At 53.4% G+C, this 16,302-nt stretch carries 15 protein-coding genes; 9 read left to right on the forward strand and 6 right to left on the reverse strand.

Features of this window, described 5'->3' with window-relative positions; translation table 11 throughout:
* Positions 1–48: 48 nt before the first annotated feature.
* The 4 genes from ACFPMF_RS15715 to ACFPMF_RS15730 form a co-directional block, all read right to left on the reverse strand.
* Positions 49–1,767: a GMC oxidoreductase gene (locus tag ACFPMF_RS15715; RefSeq protein ID WP_379846774.1), complete on the reverse strand. Its 1,719-nt coding sequence runs from the start codon at positions 1,765–1,767 to the stop codon at positions 49–51.
* Between the two features lie 11 nt (positions 1,768–1,778).
* The gene (locus tag ACFPMF_RS15720) at positions 1,779–2,300 is read right to left on the reverse strand and encodes a gluconate 2-dehydrogenase subunit 3 family protein (RefSeq protein WP_379846776.1); all 522 of its coding nucleotides are present in this window, start codon (positions 2,298–2,300) and stop codon (positions 1,779–1,781) included.
* 121 nt (positions 2,301–2,421) lie between these two features.
* Positions 2,422–3,999 (reverse strand): M81 family metallopeptidase, encoded by a 1,578-nt coding sequence (locus ACFPMF_RS15725; RefSeq protein WP_379846778.1) that lies wholly within the window; start codon positions 3,997–3,999, stop codon positions 2,422–2,424.
* A gap of 199 nt (positions 4,000–4,198) precedes the next feature.
* Positions 4,199–5,932 carry an ArnT family glycosyltransferase gene (locus ACFPMF_RS15730; protein WP_379846780.1) on the reverse strand — a complete coding sequence of 578 codons (1,734 nt, stop codon included), beginning with the start codon at positions 5,930–5,932 and terminating at the stop codon, positions 4,199–4,201.
* Positions 5,933–6,024: 92 nt separating this feature from the next.
* On the opposite strand from ACFPMF_RS15730, the gene mog reads away from it, so the two are divergent.
* Positions 6,025–6,561, forward strand: a complete 537-nt coding sequence (gene mog / locus ACFPMF_RS15735; protein ID WP_379846782.1) for a molybdopterin adenylyltransferase — start codon at positions 6,025–6,027, stop codon at positions 6,559–6,561.
* Between the two features lie 3 nt (positions 6,562–6,564).
* Here mog and ACFPMF_RS15740 read toward each other — a convergent pair whose 3' ends face one another.
* Both ACFPMF_RS15740 and ACFPMF_RS15745 read right to left on the reverse strand, forming a co-directional pair.
* The gene (locus ACFPMF_RS15740; RefSeq protein WP_379846784.1) at positions 6,565–7,851 is read right to left on the reverse strand and encodes an anthranilate phosphoribosyltransferase; all 1,287 of its coding nucleotides are present in this window, start codon (positions 7,849–7,851) and stop codon (positions 6,565–6,567) included.
* 272 nt (positions 7,852–8,123) lie between these two features.
* Entirely contained in the window at positions 8,124–8,711 is a 588-nt protein-coding gene (locus tag ACFPMF_RS15745) for a phosphatase PAP2 family protein (protein ID WP_379846786.1), read from the reverse strand.
* Positions 8,712–8,899: 188 nt separating this feature from the next.
* On the opposite strand from ACFPMF_RS15745, the gene ACFPMF_RS15750 reads away from it, so the two are divergent.
* The 8 genes from ACFPMF_RS15750 to accC all read left to right on the forward strand — a co-directional run bounded on the left by ACFPMF_RS15750 (position 8,900) and on the right by accC (position 16,179).
* Positions 8,900–10,396 (forward strand): ArnT family glycosyltransferase, encoded by a 1,497-nt coding sequence (locus ACFPMF_RS15750; protein WP_379846788.1) that lies wholly within the window; start codon positions 8,900–8,902, stop codon positions 10,394–10,396.
* A 79-nt stretch (positions 10,397–10,475) separates the two neighbouring features.
* A complete protein-coding gene (locus tag ACFPMF_RS15755; RefSeq protein WP_379846790.1) occupies positions 10,476–11,021 on the forward strand; it encodes a YceD family protein in 546 nt (181 codons plus the stop codon).
* 80 nt (positions 11,022–11,101) lie between these two features.
* Positions 11,102–11,296 (forward strand): 50S ribosomal protein L32, encoded by a 195-nt coding sequence (rpmF, locus tag ACFPMF_RS15760; protein WP_038121838.1) that lies wholly within the window; start codon positions 11,102–11,104, stop codon positions 11,294–11,296.
* Positions 11,297–11,481: 185 nt separating this feature from the next.
* A complete protein-coding gene (plsX, locus tag ACFPMF_RS15765; RefSeq protein WP_379846793.1) occupies positions 11,482–12,420 on the forward strand; it encodes a phosphate acyltransferase PlsX in 939 nt (312 codons plus the stop codon).
* 128 nt (positions 12,421–12,548) lie between these two features.
* Positions 12,549–13,535, forward strand: a complete 987-nt coding sequence (locus ACFPMF_RS15770) for a beta-ketoacyl-ACP synthase III (protein WP_379846795.1) — start codon at positions 12,549–12,551, stop codon at positions 13,533–13,535.
* A gap of 91 nt (positions 13,536–13,626) precedes the next feature.
* Positions 13,627–14,190 carry an elongation factor P gene (gene efp, locus ACFPMF_RS15775; protein WP_379846797.1) on the forward strand — a complete coding sequence of 188 codons (564 nt, stop codon included), beginning with the start codon at positions 13,627–13,629 and terminating at the stop codon, positions 14,188–14,190.
* Positions 14,191–14,282: 92 nt separating this feature from the next.
* Positions 14,283–14,756, forward strand: a complete 474-nt coding sequence (accB, locus tag ACFPMF_RS15780) for an acetyl-CoA carboxylase biotin carboxyl carrier protein (RefSeq protein WP_379846800.1) — start codon at positions 14,283–14,285, stop codon at positions 14,754–14,756.
* 79 nt (positions 14,757–14,835) lie between these two features.
* On the forward strand, positions 14,836–16,179 hold the full coding sequence (gene accC / locus ACFPMF_RS15785) for an acetyl-CoA carboxylase biotin carboxylase subunit (RefSeq protein ID WP_379846802.1): 1,344 nt from the start codon (positions 14,836–14,838) through the stop codon (positions 16,177–16,179).
* The last annotated feature ends 123 nt before the right edge of the window (positions 16,180–16,302 follow it).

Raw genomic sequence — 16,302 nt, forward strand, 5'->3', positions numbered from 1 at the left:
CTCGGAAGGTTTTCGACATTAAAACAGCGTTCCGGAACCGGTTTTCGCTTACAAATTCTTCTTCTTCAACTCACTCACCGCGTGATTAGCGGCCCGGGCCGTAATGGCCATGAAAGTCAATGACGGGTTTTGCGTCGAGGTGGAGGTCATGCAGGCCCCGTCGGTGACGAACACGTTCTTGCAGTTGTGAAACTGGTTCCACTTGTTGAGCATCGACGTTTTGGGATCTTTCCCCATTCGGACCCCGCCCATCTCGTGGATGTCGAGACCGGGGGCTTTGTCGGGCTTGTCGTGCGTCTGGATGTTGGTAAAACCGGCCAGCGTCAGCATTTCGGTCATCTGCTCGTGAAAGTCCCGAATCATTTTCTCGTCGTTATCGTCGTAGCCCACCGACACCCGCAGTTGCGGAATGCCCCAGGCATCGGTCAACACCGAATCAAGGGCCACGAAACTCTCTTCCTTCGGAATCGTCTCGCCCATCATGTGCGAACCAACGCGCCAATTGCCGTATTTCCGGCTGAACAAACTGGCTTTCAGGTCTTCTCCAATGCCCGAGGTATCTGTATCCATCACCCGGCTTCCGCTGAAACCGGCAGCATAGCCCCGCAGGAAATCCGTTTCCTGCTTGAAAACGTTGCGGAACCGTGGAATGTAACTGCCGTTGGGCCGGATTCCGTCGGTCGTTTTGTCCAGCAAGCCTTCGTATTCCGCCGAAATTGTTGTCCGGAAATTGTGAAAAGCCATGTATTTGCCCAACAGCCCGTTGTCGTTGCCCAAACCGTTCGGAAACCGGTTGGATTTGGAGTTCAGCAGAATCAGGTTGGAGTTCAGACAGGCCGCATTCACGAAGATGATACGGGCGTAATATTCCGTGGCCTGTTTGGTGTGCGCATCAATCACCCGCACGCCCGTGGCTTTATTTTTCTTCTCGTCGAACAGAATCGAATGCACGACCGAATCCGGCCGAAGCGTCATTTTTCCGGTTCTGGCTGCCCAGGGCAGGGTCGAGGAGTTGCTGCTGAAATACCCACCATAGGGGCATCCGCGCTGGCAGATATTCCGGTTCTGGCATTGCCCACGGCCCTGTTTCAGGTGAATTTCCTTGGGCTGGGTCAGGTGCGCACACCGCCCAATGATAATCGGACGAGCACCTTTGTAATGCCGCGCCATCTGGTCGGAGAAATGCTTTTCCACGCACGACTGCTCGTGCGGAGGCAGAAACTCGCCGTCCGGTAATTGCTCCAAACCGTCTTTATTGCCGGCCACCCCGATAAACCGCTCGACGTGGCTGTACCACGGTGCCAGTTCGGCGTAGGTCATGGGCCACTCCACCGCAAAACCGTCGCGGGCCGGGCCGTCGAAATCATATTGCGACCAGCGTTGAGTCCCCCGCGCCCACATCAGCGACTTCCCGCCGACCTGATAGCCGCGAATCCAGTCAAACGGTTTTTCCTGGACGTACGGGTGTTCAGCATCTTTGACAAAAAAATGGGCCGCGTCCTCGTTAAAGGCGTAACACCGGCTGGCAATCGGGTTGGCGTCTTTCAGCGCCTTCGGAATCTGCCCCAGGTGTTCAAACTCCCAGGGATTCATCATGGTCGTGGGATAATCCGTCACGTGTTTCACGTCACGACCGCGTTCCAGCACGAGCGTCCGCAAACCGTGATCGCAGAGTTCTTTGGCCGCCCAGCCTCCACTGATGCCCGAGCCAATAACAATCGCATCAAACGTGCGGTCTTTTACCGAATCAATATTAAAATAAGCCATAAAGAGGAAGGTCAGTTGTTCACAATGTCCACGCAGCCGTGGTAAAAACCGGGCGCCATCACGTATTTCCGGACATTCACCAAGTAATACTCGGAGTTGGTATAGCCCCGGATGGTCAACCCTTTGATCAGCTTGGTAAACTGCTGCGTTTCGGGCTCAGCCGCAACGCTCATCTGCCGCAGCAGGTCGGTGCGCTGGGGGCTGTCGCAGGCGACAAAGGGTTTCTGGTAGGTTTGCTGCGCCAGTGCATCGGTTTTGGCCAGGCCCGCTTTGAGCAATTCCTGGGCCGAGGCATCGTAGCAATCGTTGATCATGCGGAACACGAACTGGTGTACTTTCAGCGATTTCGCCCCTGGGGTACTGGTTTCGGGGATAAACGTCTCGACCAGTTCGGCCATTAGCGTTTCTTCAGCAGCGGATACGGTAGTGATCGGCCCAACCGTTGCGGGGGTCCAGCCGGTTGCCCAGGCGGGCAGGGTGACCAGACTCCCGGTGGCCGCGATCAGGCTTTTTAAGGCGGTACGGCGTTTCATTAATAATGGGGTTAGCAATACAAAAGTAAGAAATCTTTCAGGGATCCAGAATTTTAGTTCGGTTTCTACCCAAAAACGGCGAAAGCGAAACGACGGAAAATATAGTTTTACGGTTTTCCATCTACTTCGTTTCGCCCGACAAGGGCACCAACCGGGCCGATAAATCAGGGGTTTTCATGTCCTTGTCGAGCGGAAACATGGGCCGCTGGATGCGCTTATAGGGCAATCGGAACAAGTCCTGATCGACCCCGCCGGGTGTCAGGGCCATAATCCAGTCGGCCTGCATAGCGTACAGCTCGGGTTCAAGGTAGCCGATTTTAACGACCACGATATCGGATTTTCGGGGATTCAAGCCCAGGCGGGTAAAATCGATTTCCTTGTGATACGGTTTGCGTTTTTGCGTAACGATCACGTTCACGCTACCCACTTTGACCACCACTTCCACCTCCGCATTGATATCTCCTTTCACAATCGACTGCACTGTTCCCTTGATCGGCACCGGTGGTGCAAACCGGGCATCCACCCGCGCACCAGCCGTGCCTTCCACCTGACCGCCGACGCCAGCCGCCAGCGCCTTTTTCACCAGTTCCGGGTCGGGAATCGAAGCATAGATCAGTGAAGGGCCCTTTTCCTGCTGAAACTCCGGGCGCGCCAGCAATTTTGTGAGCGTCCAGGTCACGTCGCCCGCGCCCCCGGCGGTCGGATTATCGCCGGTATCGCTGATAAAAAACGGACGTTTGGAACTGACAAGGGCTTTTGCCAAAACTTCATCCAGCGTACCCGTTGGCGCGACAAAGTCAAACTGGTTGCGAACGTTCCAGAATGCCTGCGCCAGTTTTTCGGCCGACTGGGTCACGTTGGCTTTGTCGTCGCCCACCACCATCACAACGGCGTGGTTGCGGGGCTCGTCGGCCCAGGCGTAACCGATCCAGATGGCGGCATCGACAATACCGGGTTGGTTGTCGGCCAGCGGAGCAACCTGTTGATACAGACTCTTGCCCGGTTCAATGCGTGTGCTGGTTTGTTCGCCCGGCAACAGAATCGGAATAGGAATCCAGGCTTTGTAGGCCGGTTTTCCCTTGCCGCTTTTGATCCGGTTGATCAGGTTCACCACGGCCCGTTCCTTGGTTTGCATGGCGTCTTCGTGCGGAGCCATCCGGTAACAGGTCATCAGATCCGTGTTTTGCGCCAACCGCCACGACACATTGCCGTGCAGATCCATGGAGGTAGAAATAAGCGTTTTATACCCAATCACCTTCCGAATTCGGGTAATGAAATCGCCTTCTGGATCGTCGAGCCCCTGCACGCTCATCGCGCCGTGAATATCCAGGAACAGTCCGTCGTAGGGGGCGTATTTTTTGAGGGAATCCAGCGTTTTGTTCACCAGCGATTCGTAGGCTTCGCGCGTTACGGCCCCGCCCGGCAGCGACTTTCCTACGATGGTCGGCACCCAGACGGCCTGTTTGCGCAGGGGCGCAACCGGCATCAGAAACGGATAGGCGTTATAGACTTCCCCGCTGTACCGGGCGTGAAAGGCTTCTTCGTGCGTCACCGCCGGCGAAAACGTGCTGGATTCGATGCCTAAACCGGCAATGGCGATGCGGGGTAGTTTTGCGGTTTCAGGAGGGTTCGAAGGCTGAGCCAGTCCGGCACTTACCACCGAAAGCCAAACCGTAAGGCTAAAAAAAAGGCGTTTCATACCGACAAGTTAACGCATTTCGACCAGCTTTAAAATTTGAGAACAAATCCCTCTTTATCTACTATGAATTCAAAACTGCGTTCTATTTCGGGTAAGTCAAGCAGTTTTCCCGTTATTTTGAGAATAAGTGATTGAATTCGAAGTCACTTCCCGAAGCATAGCAAAACAAAACCGCTCCCAAACGGCTAGCCGTACCGGCTCATTCTACGCCCTTGAAAGCCGGTTTCCGGCGGAGAAACACAAAACCGGCTTCTTCGCCGATGATTTCCAGGTTCGGATGGTAGCGGTACTGGTCGATGTTGATGTTTCGGGTGACGAAAAAAACCGGCTTATCGACCGGGCCGTTGATCAGCCAGTCCTCGTTATAGCTGTTGAGATTGGTAGGCGGTTTTTTCCGGAAATAAAACAGATGGGCGTAACTTTTGTAGCCAATGGGTTCCACGTAGATGTCCTGGCCCTGTTTGGCCTCGTAAAAATCGATAACCGCGCCCTGCGTGTACCGCTCAATTTTTGGCACAATCGTCGGCAACACAAACCACAACAGCAGGGGCGTTGCCAGAAACAGGGCCACCATACTCCGAATGGGTTGCTGCGACCGAAACCATAAAATGCCGATAATCGCCAGTCCGTACGCCGTTCCGATAATCCACTCCCAGCCCTGCCAGTCCACCGGCGCGGTCAGGTTGGCAGCTGCAAACCGGTCTTTGATCAACGGAATCAGGTCGGCGGAGTGCATTCCAGCCAGGGGCAGGGCCGTAATGAGCAGCGCCAGCACCCCGCCAATGAGGGCAATCCCGACCGTCAGCCAGCGGTTCCAGGACAACCGGCCGTTCACATACTGGTACAAAACCGTAGCCGCCAGGTACGAAACCGGAAACCAGGCCATCGACGAATAATGCACGATTTTGGTCCGGACGATGGAAAACAGAATCATGACCACCCAGAACAGAATGATCATCCAGCGCCGGAACAAAGCCGCCGGGTCTTCCGCTCTTTCGGATTTGGAATCCGGAAGATTAGCTGCCGCGGATTTGAAATCCGCAGCTGGACTGTTCCAATCCAAACGAACCGCCCGCCCGCCCGGAAAGAAACCGCGAATTGCCAGCAACGACATGGGAAAACAGCCGAGCAAAACGACCACGAAATGGTAGTAAAACGGTTGCTGATGCCCCGCGTCGGGGGTCGAAAAAAGCCGGACCTGGTAGCGAAAAAACTCTTCAAAAAACCAGAAACCGTTCTTGATCAACTCCAGCCCAAACCAGACCGACGCCACTGCCAGTGCACAGCCGAAAGCCGCCAGCGCATTTCCCAAACGCAGCACCGGGCGAAACCGTTGCCAAGCCCAATAGACCAGAAACGTCAGCCCCAGCAGTAACCCACCGACCGGCCCTTTGGTTAACACCGCCAGCCCGACGAATAAGCCGGAGAAAACCGCCTGCCGGGTAGCGGTGGATGTGCCGTAGGCCGAAACCGCCCGGGCCATACACCAGACACTCAGGAAGATAAACAGGTTGAAGGTGGGGTCGATAATTCCGGATTTGAAATAGAGGTGGGGGGTTAAAGAGCCGAAATACGCCAGCGCCCACAAAAGGCCAAAGCGTTTGTCGACCAGCTTTTTCCCCAGCGAATACAGCACCAGCAGCGTGACGACACCCACCACGGCGTTCGGAAACCGGGCGGCAAACTCGCCAATACCGAACACCTTCATCGACAACACCTGCAGCCAGAAAAACAGGGGCGGTTTTTCCCAGAACGGCTGGAAATTGATCTGAACCCGCGTGTAATTACCCGACACGATCATTTCCCGCGCCGACTCGGCGAAGTTGATTTCATCCCAGTCAAACAGGTGAACCCGGCCCAGAAACGGAAAATAAAACAACGCTCCGGCCAGGATGAGTAACAGCGGAATCAATCGTGAGGGAATTCGGGGCATAGTGCGGGGATTAAGTGTGCAAAAGTACGCAAACTCCCCGTTCCATTATGCGGTAGCGTGTATCTTTGCAACTTCACTCTAAAACGCTGCTGATGGCAACTCCCATTCGAATTGGAGTCATTAACGTCTCGGACCGGGCCAGTGCGGGTATTTACGAAGATATTCCCGGTAAAGCCGTCGTCCGTTTGCTGACCAGCTACCTGAGCTGTGCCTGGGAACCGGTCTACCGCGTCATTCCCGATGAACAGCCGTTGCTGGAAGCGACGATGATTGAACTGGCCGATTCGGAACGCTGCTGCCTGATCGTGACTACGGGCGGCACCGGCCCGGCGTTGCGCGATGTGACACCCGAAGCCACCGAAGCGGTTTGCCAGAAGATGTTGCCGGGATTCGGAGAGTTGATGCGGCAGGAAAGCCTGAAATTCGTGCCGACCGCCATTCTGTCGCGCCAGACCGCCGGGATTCGAAACCAGACGCTGATCCTGAATTTACCCGGCAAACCCACGGCCATTGAGCAATGCCTGTCGGTGGTTTTTCCGGCTATTCCGTATTGCATCGACCTGATCGGCGGCCCGTATCTGACGACGCACGAAACGGTGATGAAGGTATTTCGTCCCAAATCGGCCTGATGGTTAGGACTTATTGGCCTGCCCGTTGAGTTGCCCTTCAATCCAGTCCATGCCCCGGCTTAACAGCGCCTGCATAAACCGGACCCGGTTATCGAAGTCCTCGCTGGCGGTTTTGCCCTCGTTCAGAAAATCACGGATCAGCCGGATATTATCGATGAGTTGCAGGTTGGTTATGATCTCGTCGGTGTCGGTACGGTATTCGGAAAAAGCGGGTAAACCGGCGTCGAAGTGCTGGTAAAACAAATGACCCCGGGCCGTCCGGACGGCGCATAGAATCCCACTGCTGCGGCTGGTGGAAGGCGACAGACTCCCTTCCAAACCACGCTTCAAGACAATGACGGCATCAAAACCGGCCATCAGCGCCAGTTCCGCCATTTTCATCTGGGCACCCACCTGAAACACTGATGTTACCAGAAACCGGGCGCTACACGGATTCAGAATCCGTTCGAGTGTCGATAAAAAGGGTCGTTTGAGAATGATTCGCCGACGATCAACCCACCGATTAAGCGCGGGGGAAAGCGCCTTTTGGTCGAGCACCCAGCCGAACGGTTCCGGTGGGGTATTGATTTCGTGGTTGCTCTGTAAGAGCTGACAACCCAGAAACAGGTACAGATCGTGGGCGTTCAGGGTATAATTCGGCCCCGGTGTTCGCCCAACCACCGACAGGGCTCCGTAACCGCGCTGGCCGAAAAAGTGCGCCAGCAATGGCGTTATCAAATACGTATGCTCGACGCCATCGAACGGTTCGGCCAGTTGCACCAGCGGCCGGTCAACGCAGCTCAGTTGCCGAAAACCGGGTGTGATGGTTTCCATGGCCGCATCATACAGGCCTTTATACTCGCCATTGGACGCATTCCGAATGCGTAAAATACTGGCTACCATACCTTTGAAGGTCTCGCAATCGTCTTCCAGAAACAGGAAGTTACCCAGTTGATGGGCTTCACTGGGACGAAGAGTGTGGCCTTTCAGCAGTTTTGTCGCAATCGGAAACAGGTTCGTGGGCAGGTCCGGACAAGCTTTGTTGATAAAAAAAGCGGGATTCAAAAACGCCCCTTTCCCGAAAACCGTTTCCAGTGCCTGCTCTTCCGGTGCCGGCCCCTTGGCTAATAAAGCGCCTAAAAAAGCGCCTTTTTGCAGCGGATCGGCCTGGCCTGACAGCAAAACCTGCCGGCATTCTTCCACCAATGCGGGCGGCAACGGCCGGCGACCTTGTTTCCCGGCACCAAGATGCTGAATACCCCGGCCTAATGCCGTCGTAGTAGGGTCAGCGGTGGGTTGCGGCAGGGACATATTAAGCGGGGACCTTTGAATTTTAACCTGAAATTACAAAAAGTGATAGCTTTTATTAGCAAATACGATAGATTTCAATCTACAATTAAGCAAAAAACCAAATATTCATTGACATACACCCCTTTTAATAACTTATTTTATTGAAAAATAGCCATTCTGCCAAATAGGCATTTTGAATCAGATAGGTAGTCTGTTTAGAAGACTGGCAGGCCCGTAATATACTGGCTGTATGTAATTATTTTAAGAGTTTTCTGGACATGACTGCGAATTTTTTAAAAACGAAGTCTCCGGCTGTGCCAGGTTTTGGGATTTTGGTCCCAATACCGGTTCAGCAACCCAAAAACAAGGACGGAAGAAAGCGTTCCGATGATGGAGCCCACATAGACATCTTCGACAAAGTGTTGAAACAGATAGACGCGCGAATAGGCCGTGATCACCGCCAGTAACGCCCAGAACCAGCCCCGGTTTTTGCGATCATCCAGCAGAGCCAGCAGGCAGAAAACCGCAAATGCCGTGGTGGAATGCCCGGACGGAAAGCTGTTATAACTGTGAATATCCAGCCCGTCGATCACCCGGTATTGCCAGTCGGAGTGTTCGAAGTATTTCACCGGGCGCAGCGAACCGGCGAACACCAGTTCTTTCAGCACGCGGACAATCAGCGTCGAGAGCAGAAACGACACGGCGCCCATCAGCGCCAGCCGGAACGACCGAAACAGCAGAATGACAATGACAATCACCGCAAAAGCTCCATCCCCCAGGTAGGTGATATTCCGAAAAAACAGATCCCCGAGTGGCGCGTTATGCGCATTGACCCATTGCATCAGTTCCGTTTTGGTATAGAGGAGCATCAGAACGCTCACCAGTATGAAGAAAAAAAGATAGACTATAAAAAAGGAACGATTCTTGACAAGGACTTCCATAATGGCTAAAATAAATGTATACTTTGGTGCACAATGTTAACAATGAATAGCCCGTATCCGATTGATAGCCGGATATTGCTACCGGTATGAGGCCCACCTCTCCGCCCGGACTGCCATCCGCGACGCTAATGCAACCTTCCTACCGCCGAATTGGCTGGCTCTTTACGCTGGCCTGGGGAAGCTTTCTGGTTTTCCGGCGGCTGCTGCGCGAAGGAATGTGGGCCGACGGAATGACCTACGCGGCCATTTCCCGCAACATGGCCCTCGGAAAAGGCTCGTTATGGTCGCCGGTTTTTTCGAGTTCGTTCTGGCTGCCCTACAATCGGACCGAAACCTTTTACGAACACCCGCCCCTGCTGTTTTACCTGCAATCCTGGTTCTTCCGGCTTTTGGGCGATACGTACGTTACCGAGCGCGTGTATTGCCTGCTGGTTCTTGTGCTCATCATCGTTCTTATGGTTCAGTTATGGTGGCAGCTCGTCCCCGAACGCCATCCGCTTCACCGTTGGGAATGGTTCCCCGTCCTGCTGCTATTTACCTGCCGACTGACGGAGTGGACCTACGGACAGAATTACCTCGACGCGACGATGAGCCTGTTCTGTCTGCTGGCGGTCAAATATACGATTGAAGGCTGGCAAAACCCCAAACGATGGTTCCGAACGGGTGCCATCGCGGGCGTGTCGCTGCTGGCTGCCTTTTTATCGAAAGGACCCGTAAGTCTGCACGTCCTGGCCGTTCCCGGCTTGTTCGGGCTGCTTTTCGTACGCCCGATTCAACTGGCTCCGGCCGTTCGCTGGACGTTGTTCCTGACCGGCGGTTTTGGTGTATTACTGGCGCTCCTGCTCCTTCATGAACCCGCCCGCCTGTTTCTGCAACACTATTTTAACCAGCAGGTCTGGGCGGCCCTGCACAACAAGCGCGAGCTCATTTCGCACACAAGCGGTTTTTTCGGACGGACCTACATTGTCAAAATTGTGCTGATCAACGTGGCGCCTTCCCTCCTTCTGATGGCCGTTTTGTGGGGAATAAACCGGTTGGGAACCCAAAGCCGTGGGATGGTTCATCCGCTTTCCGGCATGAGCCGGTTTTACATCGCCCTGGGCCTGGCTGCCACCCTGCCCATCATGGCCACCACCAAACAGTTTGATTATTACGCCGTTCCTGCTTTGCCGTACCTGGCCCTGGGGCTGGCCGCCTGGATTGGACCGCAATTGCTGAAGGTGGTTTCGACCCTGTCGTTAAGCAAGCGCAGCGTACGGTTTATAACTGCGCTGGGCGTACTGGCCTGCCTGCTCACCGGGGTTTACGGAATCCGGATCGCCGGAACGCCCTATCATAGCTACGCAGCGATTCTGGCCGATGTGCAGAAAATCGGCACCGTTGTTCCAACCGATTCCAAGATTGGGGTTTGTCCCGACATGATGGCCAGCGCCCTGCTGCATTGTTACATTCAACGCTACCACCGGCTGGAAATGACGACCCTGGCCAACCAGCCCGCTTATTTTCTGGCCGACCCGAAATGCCGGGATGCCCAGCAGTCGCAGTTGGCAGAGGCCGGATACCGCCCCGTTTCCATTTCGTTAAAAAGCTATATTCTTTACCACCGGGCTTCGCGCCGGTTTTGACAAAGCGAGTGTAAAATAGTGGCTAACCTTTTCTGATTCAGAAATAGTTCGTAACTTTGCGGACTATTTTGAGAAGAGTGTGAAGGAGTTGCAGAAATATACCCTTTCCATTGGTAGCCTGGAAAACAAATCGTACGAGTTCGACTTTGAATCGGGCGATGCGTTTTTCGAAGCCATGGAGCAGGAACTGATTCAGCACGGATCGTTTAAAACGCACCTGGTGCTGACCAAGTCCTCGTCGATGGTTCAACTGAATTTTCACATTCAGGGAACCGTGGAACTGATTTGCGACCGCAGTCTGGACCCTTTCGACGAGCCTGTTGACATTCGGGAACAATTGTTTCTGAAATATGCCGACCGCGCCGAAGAGCTGACCGACGAAATCGAGCTGATTCTGTGGGATACCCAGCAGATCAATATTGCCCGGTATCTCTTCGATTTTATTGTCTTGTCGTTGCCGATGAAAAAACTGCATCCGCGTTTTCGGCAGGACGAAACCGAGGAGGACGAAGAACAGGAAGGCAAGGTGGTGTACCGGTCGGATGCCGCCGAAACCGGGGACGAAAGCCAGGAGCCCCCGATCGATCCCCGCTGGGACTTATTACGAAAATTGAACAATAATTAATACCGCTGTTACGACTTTCGTGCCGGTTTTCGGTTCCGGAAGAAATGGCAAGATAGACAGACAATTGACAAAATAAAGTTATGGCACATCCCAAACGCAGACATTCAAGCACCCGTCGGGACAAGCGTAGAACCCACGATAAACTGACCGCAAAGGCCCTGTCGTTCGATGCAACAACGGGCGAAATCCACGTTCGTCACAAAGCGCACGTCTTCGAAGGCAACCTGTATTACAAAGGCAAAGTAGTGATCGAAAACTACGCACCGACTGCCTGACCTTTCAGGCTCCACCCTCCCGAAGGGGCTTTTTTCAGATGATCGAAAACCTCTTTCAGTAGGTTGGGGACGAGAAGTATTTCACAGGAATCTACACCAGATGAACGTGAAATACTTTTTTATTGCCGGGCAACTAGTATTTTTACACGTTCGTTTACCAATTCAGCGCACCCAAACCTGGTTCAATGAGAATCGCAGTCGACGCTATGGGTGGCGATTTCGCTCCGGAGGCAATTGTGGAAGGAGTCGTGATGGCCACTACGGAATTACCCAGTGACGTTACCATCGTATTGGTGGGGAAACAGCCGGTAATTGAAAGCCTTCTTCAGAAATATAATTACGCAGGTTCCGGCGTGGAAATCGTCCATGCCGAAGATGTCATCGAAATGGGTGAGCACCCCACGAAGGCGCTCTCGCAGAAACCCAATTCCAGCATCGGAGTTGGGTTTAAACTTTTACGCGATAAGCTCGTCGATGCCTTTTGCAGCGCCGGCAATACCGGGGCCATGCACGTTGGTGCCCTGTTCAGCATCAAGGCCATTGAAGGGGTCATGCGCCCCGCCATTGCCGGTTTTGTGCCCCAGTTGAGCGGTAAATTTGCCGTAATTGTGGACATCGGTGCCAACGCCGACTGCAAACCGGAAATGCTGCTGCAATTCGGCGAAATTGGCTCCATCTACGCCCAGTATACCTTTGGAATCGATAAACCGCGCGTGGCGTTGATGAACATCGGCGAAGAAGAACAGAAGGGTTCGCTGGTGGCCCAGGCGGCTTACCAGTTGCTGAAAAACAGCCGAAAAATTAATTTTGTCGGCAACATGGAAGGGGGTGACTTTTTCCGCGATAAGGCCGATGTGATCGTCACCGACGGTTTTACGGGCAATATCCTGTTTAAAATGGGCGAATCCATTTACGAAATCACCAAAGAACTGGGTTTACAACACGACTTTACCGACAAAACCAATTACGAATCCGTAGGCGGCAGTCCGATTGTCGGTGTGAACGGAAACGTGATCATCGCCCACGGCATTTCATCGTCGCTGGCTATCAAAAATATGCTTAGTCTGGCAAAACGGCAGGTCGACTCCGGCGCGTATACCAAAATTGCCCAGGCTTTAAGTTAACATTAGACACAAGATATACGACATGAGACAAAAGATTAGTGATACCGGTACCTGGATGTTAGCTCCCGGCGACTCTATTGTCTTTATTCTCCCTTCTTTTGTCTTTCAAATTGATTGCACCCCCGAGTATGAACAGTAGAGCGGCAATTACGGGCGTATACGGCTATGTACCGGACTACATCCTGACCAACGCAGAGTTGGAAAAAATGGTGGATACCAGTGACGAATGGATCACCAGCCGCACCGGTATTAAAGAACGACATATTCTGAAAGGCGAAGGGCTGGGCACGTCGCACATGGCGGCCAAAGCCGTGGAAGGACTGCTGGCCAAAACCGGAACCGATCCCGGCGAGGTTGAACTGCTGATCTGCGCCACCACCACCCCGGATTACGTGTTTCCGTCGACCGCCAATCTGATTTGTGATATGACCGGCATCCGGGCCATCGGCAGCTTCGATATTCAGGCGGCCTGTTCGGGATTCGTGTATGCATTAACGATTGGCTCACAATTCATCGAGACCGGAAAATATAAAAAAGTGGTCGTGGTGGGCGCCGATAAGATGTCGGCCATCGTCGATTATACCGACCGGACCACCTGCGTCTTATTTGGCGACGGTGCCGGGGCGGTTTTGCTGGAACCGAACGCGGAAGGCAACGGCGTGCTGGATTCCATTATTCGCTCCGACGGTGCCGGGCAGAATCACCTGGTTCAGAAAGCCGGCGGCAGCCGCTACCCACCTACCCACGACACGATCGACAAACGCTGGCATTATGTCTACCAGGACGGACCGTCGGTTTTCAAGTTTGCCGTCAAAAACATGGCCGATGTTTCCGCCGAAATCCTGGAACGGAATCACCTGACCGGCAACGATATTGCCTGGCTGGTGCCGCATCAGGCCAACAAACGAATCATTGAAGCCACCGCCAACCGCATGGGCCTCGGCATGGACCGGGTCATGCTCAACATCCATAAATACGGAAATACCACCGCAGCAACCATTCCGCTCTGCCTGTTCGACTACGAATCGCAGTTGAAAAAAGGTGATAACCTGGTATTGGCCGCCTTTGGGGGCGGTTTCACCTGGGGAGCGGCTTATGTAAAGTGGGCCTATTAATACGTTTAAGGTTTCCGGTCTAACGTTGAACGTCCTTGGCGTGAACGGAACCGTACCTTAAACGTTGAACATTAAACGTTAAACTACCAGAATGGCAACGACCGCAGATCTTCGGAACGGACTCGTTATTAACTTTAATCACGACCTATTCCAAATTATTGAATTTCAACACGTTAAACCCGGAAAAGGCGGTGCATTCGTGCGCACAAAACTGAGAAGTCTGACGTCGGGGAAAGTACTCGATAATACCTTCAACGCAGGCGTTACCATTTATCCGGTTCGGGTAGAGCGTCGCAAATTCCAGTACCTCTACAAAGACGAAGCCGGGTATAACTTCATGGACAACGAAACGTTCGACCAGATCAACCTGACGGGCAAAATCGTGGAAGGAGCCGATTTGATGAAGGAAGGCCAGGAGGTGGAAATCCTCATCAATGCCGAAACCGAAACACCCCTGACGTGTGAGATGCCTCCGTTCGTAGAACTCGAAGTTACGTATGCGGAACCGGGTATTCGGGGCGATACGGCCAACAGCCCCAAAAAGAAAGTGGAAGTCGAAACCGGTGCGACCATCATGGTGCCGCTGTTCATCGAGCAGGGCGATAAAATCCGGGTCGATACCCGTACATACGATTACGTTGAACGCGTTAAATAAGCTTTAGAAATTATGAATTATGAGTTATGAATTATGATTGTATGCGTCAGCCAACTCATATTCATAGCTCATAATTCATAACTCAGCAAGAGATGGATACGAAAGACATTCAGAAACTCATCGACTTCATCGCCCAGTCGGGCCTGGACGAGGTCAGCATTGAAACCAACGAACTGAAACTGAGCGTTAAACGCTACGGTCAGGCGGTAGCCACTTCCAGCCAACCGGTTTTACCGGCGGCCGCTCAGCCCGCATCGCCCGCTCCACAGCCTGCGGCTTCAGTTCCCGTCGTTGCCAGCCCGGCTCCCAAAGCGGATACGTCGAATTTCCTGACCATCAAATCTCCGATGATCGGTACGTTCTACCGTTCGGCCGGGCCGGATGCCAGCGCCTTCGTTGAGGTAGGTGACGAGGTAAAACCGGGTAAAACCGTCTGCATCATCGAGGCCATGAAACTCTTCAACGAGATCGAATCCGAAGTAAGCGGACGGATTGTCAAAATACTGGTCGAAAACGCGACACCCGTGGAATACGACCAACCTTTGTTCCTTGTTGAACCTATTTAAAGAGCGAAAGAGCGAAAGCGTGAAAGGGTGAGTCATTAGCCCCCTTTCGCTCTTTCGCTCTTTGGGTCTTTCACTCTTTATGTTTAAAAAAATACTCATCGCCAACCGGGGCGAAATTGCGTTGCGGATTATCCGGACGTGCCGCGAGATGGGCATCAAAACGGTAGCGGTTTATTCGACGGCCGACCGTGATAGCCTGCACGTGCGGTTTGCCGACGAAGCAGTTTGCATTGGCCCTCCGCCCAGCCGCCAGTCTTACCTGAATATTCCCAATATTATTTCTGCCGCCGAAGTAACCAGCGCCGACGCCATTCACCCCGGCTACGGTTTTTTGTCGGAAAACGCCGAATTTTCGCAAATCTGCGCGGATTACGGGATAAAGTTCATTGGCGCCACCGCCGAGCAGATCAACGCGATGGGCGACAAAGCCACAGCCAAAGCTACGATGAAAGCTGCTGGTGTGCCGGTCATTCCGGGTTCTGACGGGCTGCTGGAATCGGTCGAAGAAGGAAAACGTCTGGCGGCCGAAATGGGTTATCCGGTAATCATCAAAGCCACGGCCGGCGGGGGTGGTCGCGGAATGCGGATTATCCGAAGTGAAATCGACTTTGACAAAGCCTGGCTCGACGCCAAGATGGAATCCGGTGCGGCCTTCGGCAATGATGGGTTGTACCTGGAAAAATACGTCGAAGAGCCCCGTCACATTGAAATTCAAATCGTTGGCGATCAATACGGCAAAGTCTGTCACCTGTCGGAGCGGGATTGCTCCATTCAGCGTCGGCACCAGAAACTGGTAGAAGAAACGCCCTCGCCCATCATCAGCACCGAACTGCGTGAACGCATGGGCGAAGCGGCCATCAAGGGGGCATCGGCCATCGGGTACGAAGGAGCGGGTACCATTGAATTTCTGGTCGATAAGCACGGGAACTTCTATTTCATGGAAATGAACACCCGGATTCAGGTGGAGCACCCGATCACGGAAGAAGTAACAGATTTTGACCTCATTAAAGAGCAGATAAAAGTAGCCGCCGGCACACCCATTTCCGGTAAAAACTATACGCCGAAAATCTACGCGATGGAATGCCGCATCAATGCGGAAGACCCCGCCAACGGTTTTCGCCCTTCGCCGGGTAAAATCACCAATCTGCATTTCCCCGGCGGCCACGGTGTCCGGATCGACAGTCACGTGTACAGCGGATATACCATTCCGCCGAATTATGACTCGATGATCGCCAAGGTGATCGTTTCGGGGCAGTCGCGCGAGGAGGTCATCACCCGGATGAAACGGGCGTTGCAGGAATTTGTGATCGAAGGCATCAAAACCACGATCCCGTTCCACATCAAGCTGATGGACGATCCCAAGTTTCAGTCGGGCCAGTTCAATACGTCTTTCCTGGAAGGATTCGATTTCAGTACCCTCTAACCCGTACCCCGGTTTGTGGGTCCGCGAAACCGGAAGCTGGTACCAGCTTCCGGTTTTTTTATGGCTGTTCGCCCATCAGCGAGAGAATATGCTTCGATTTTTCCTTTTAGTGCCCGCCGATCA

Origin of the sequence: Larkinella bovis, from assembly GCF_042655385.1 — a bacterium.
GTDB classification, from domain to species: Bacteria; Bacteroidota; Bacteroidia; order Cytophagales; family Spirosomataceae; genus Larkinella; species Larkinella bovis.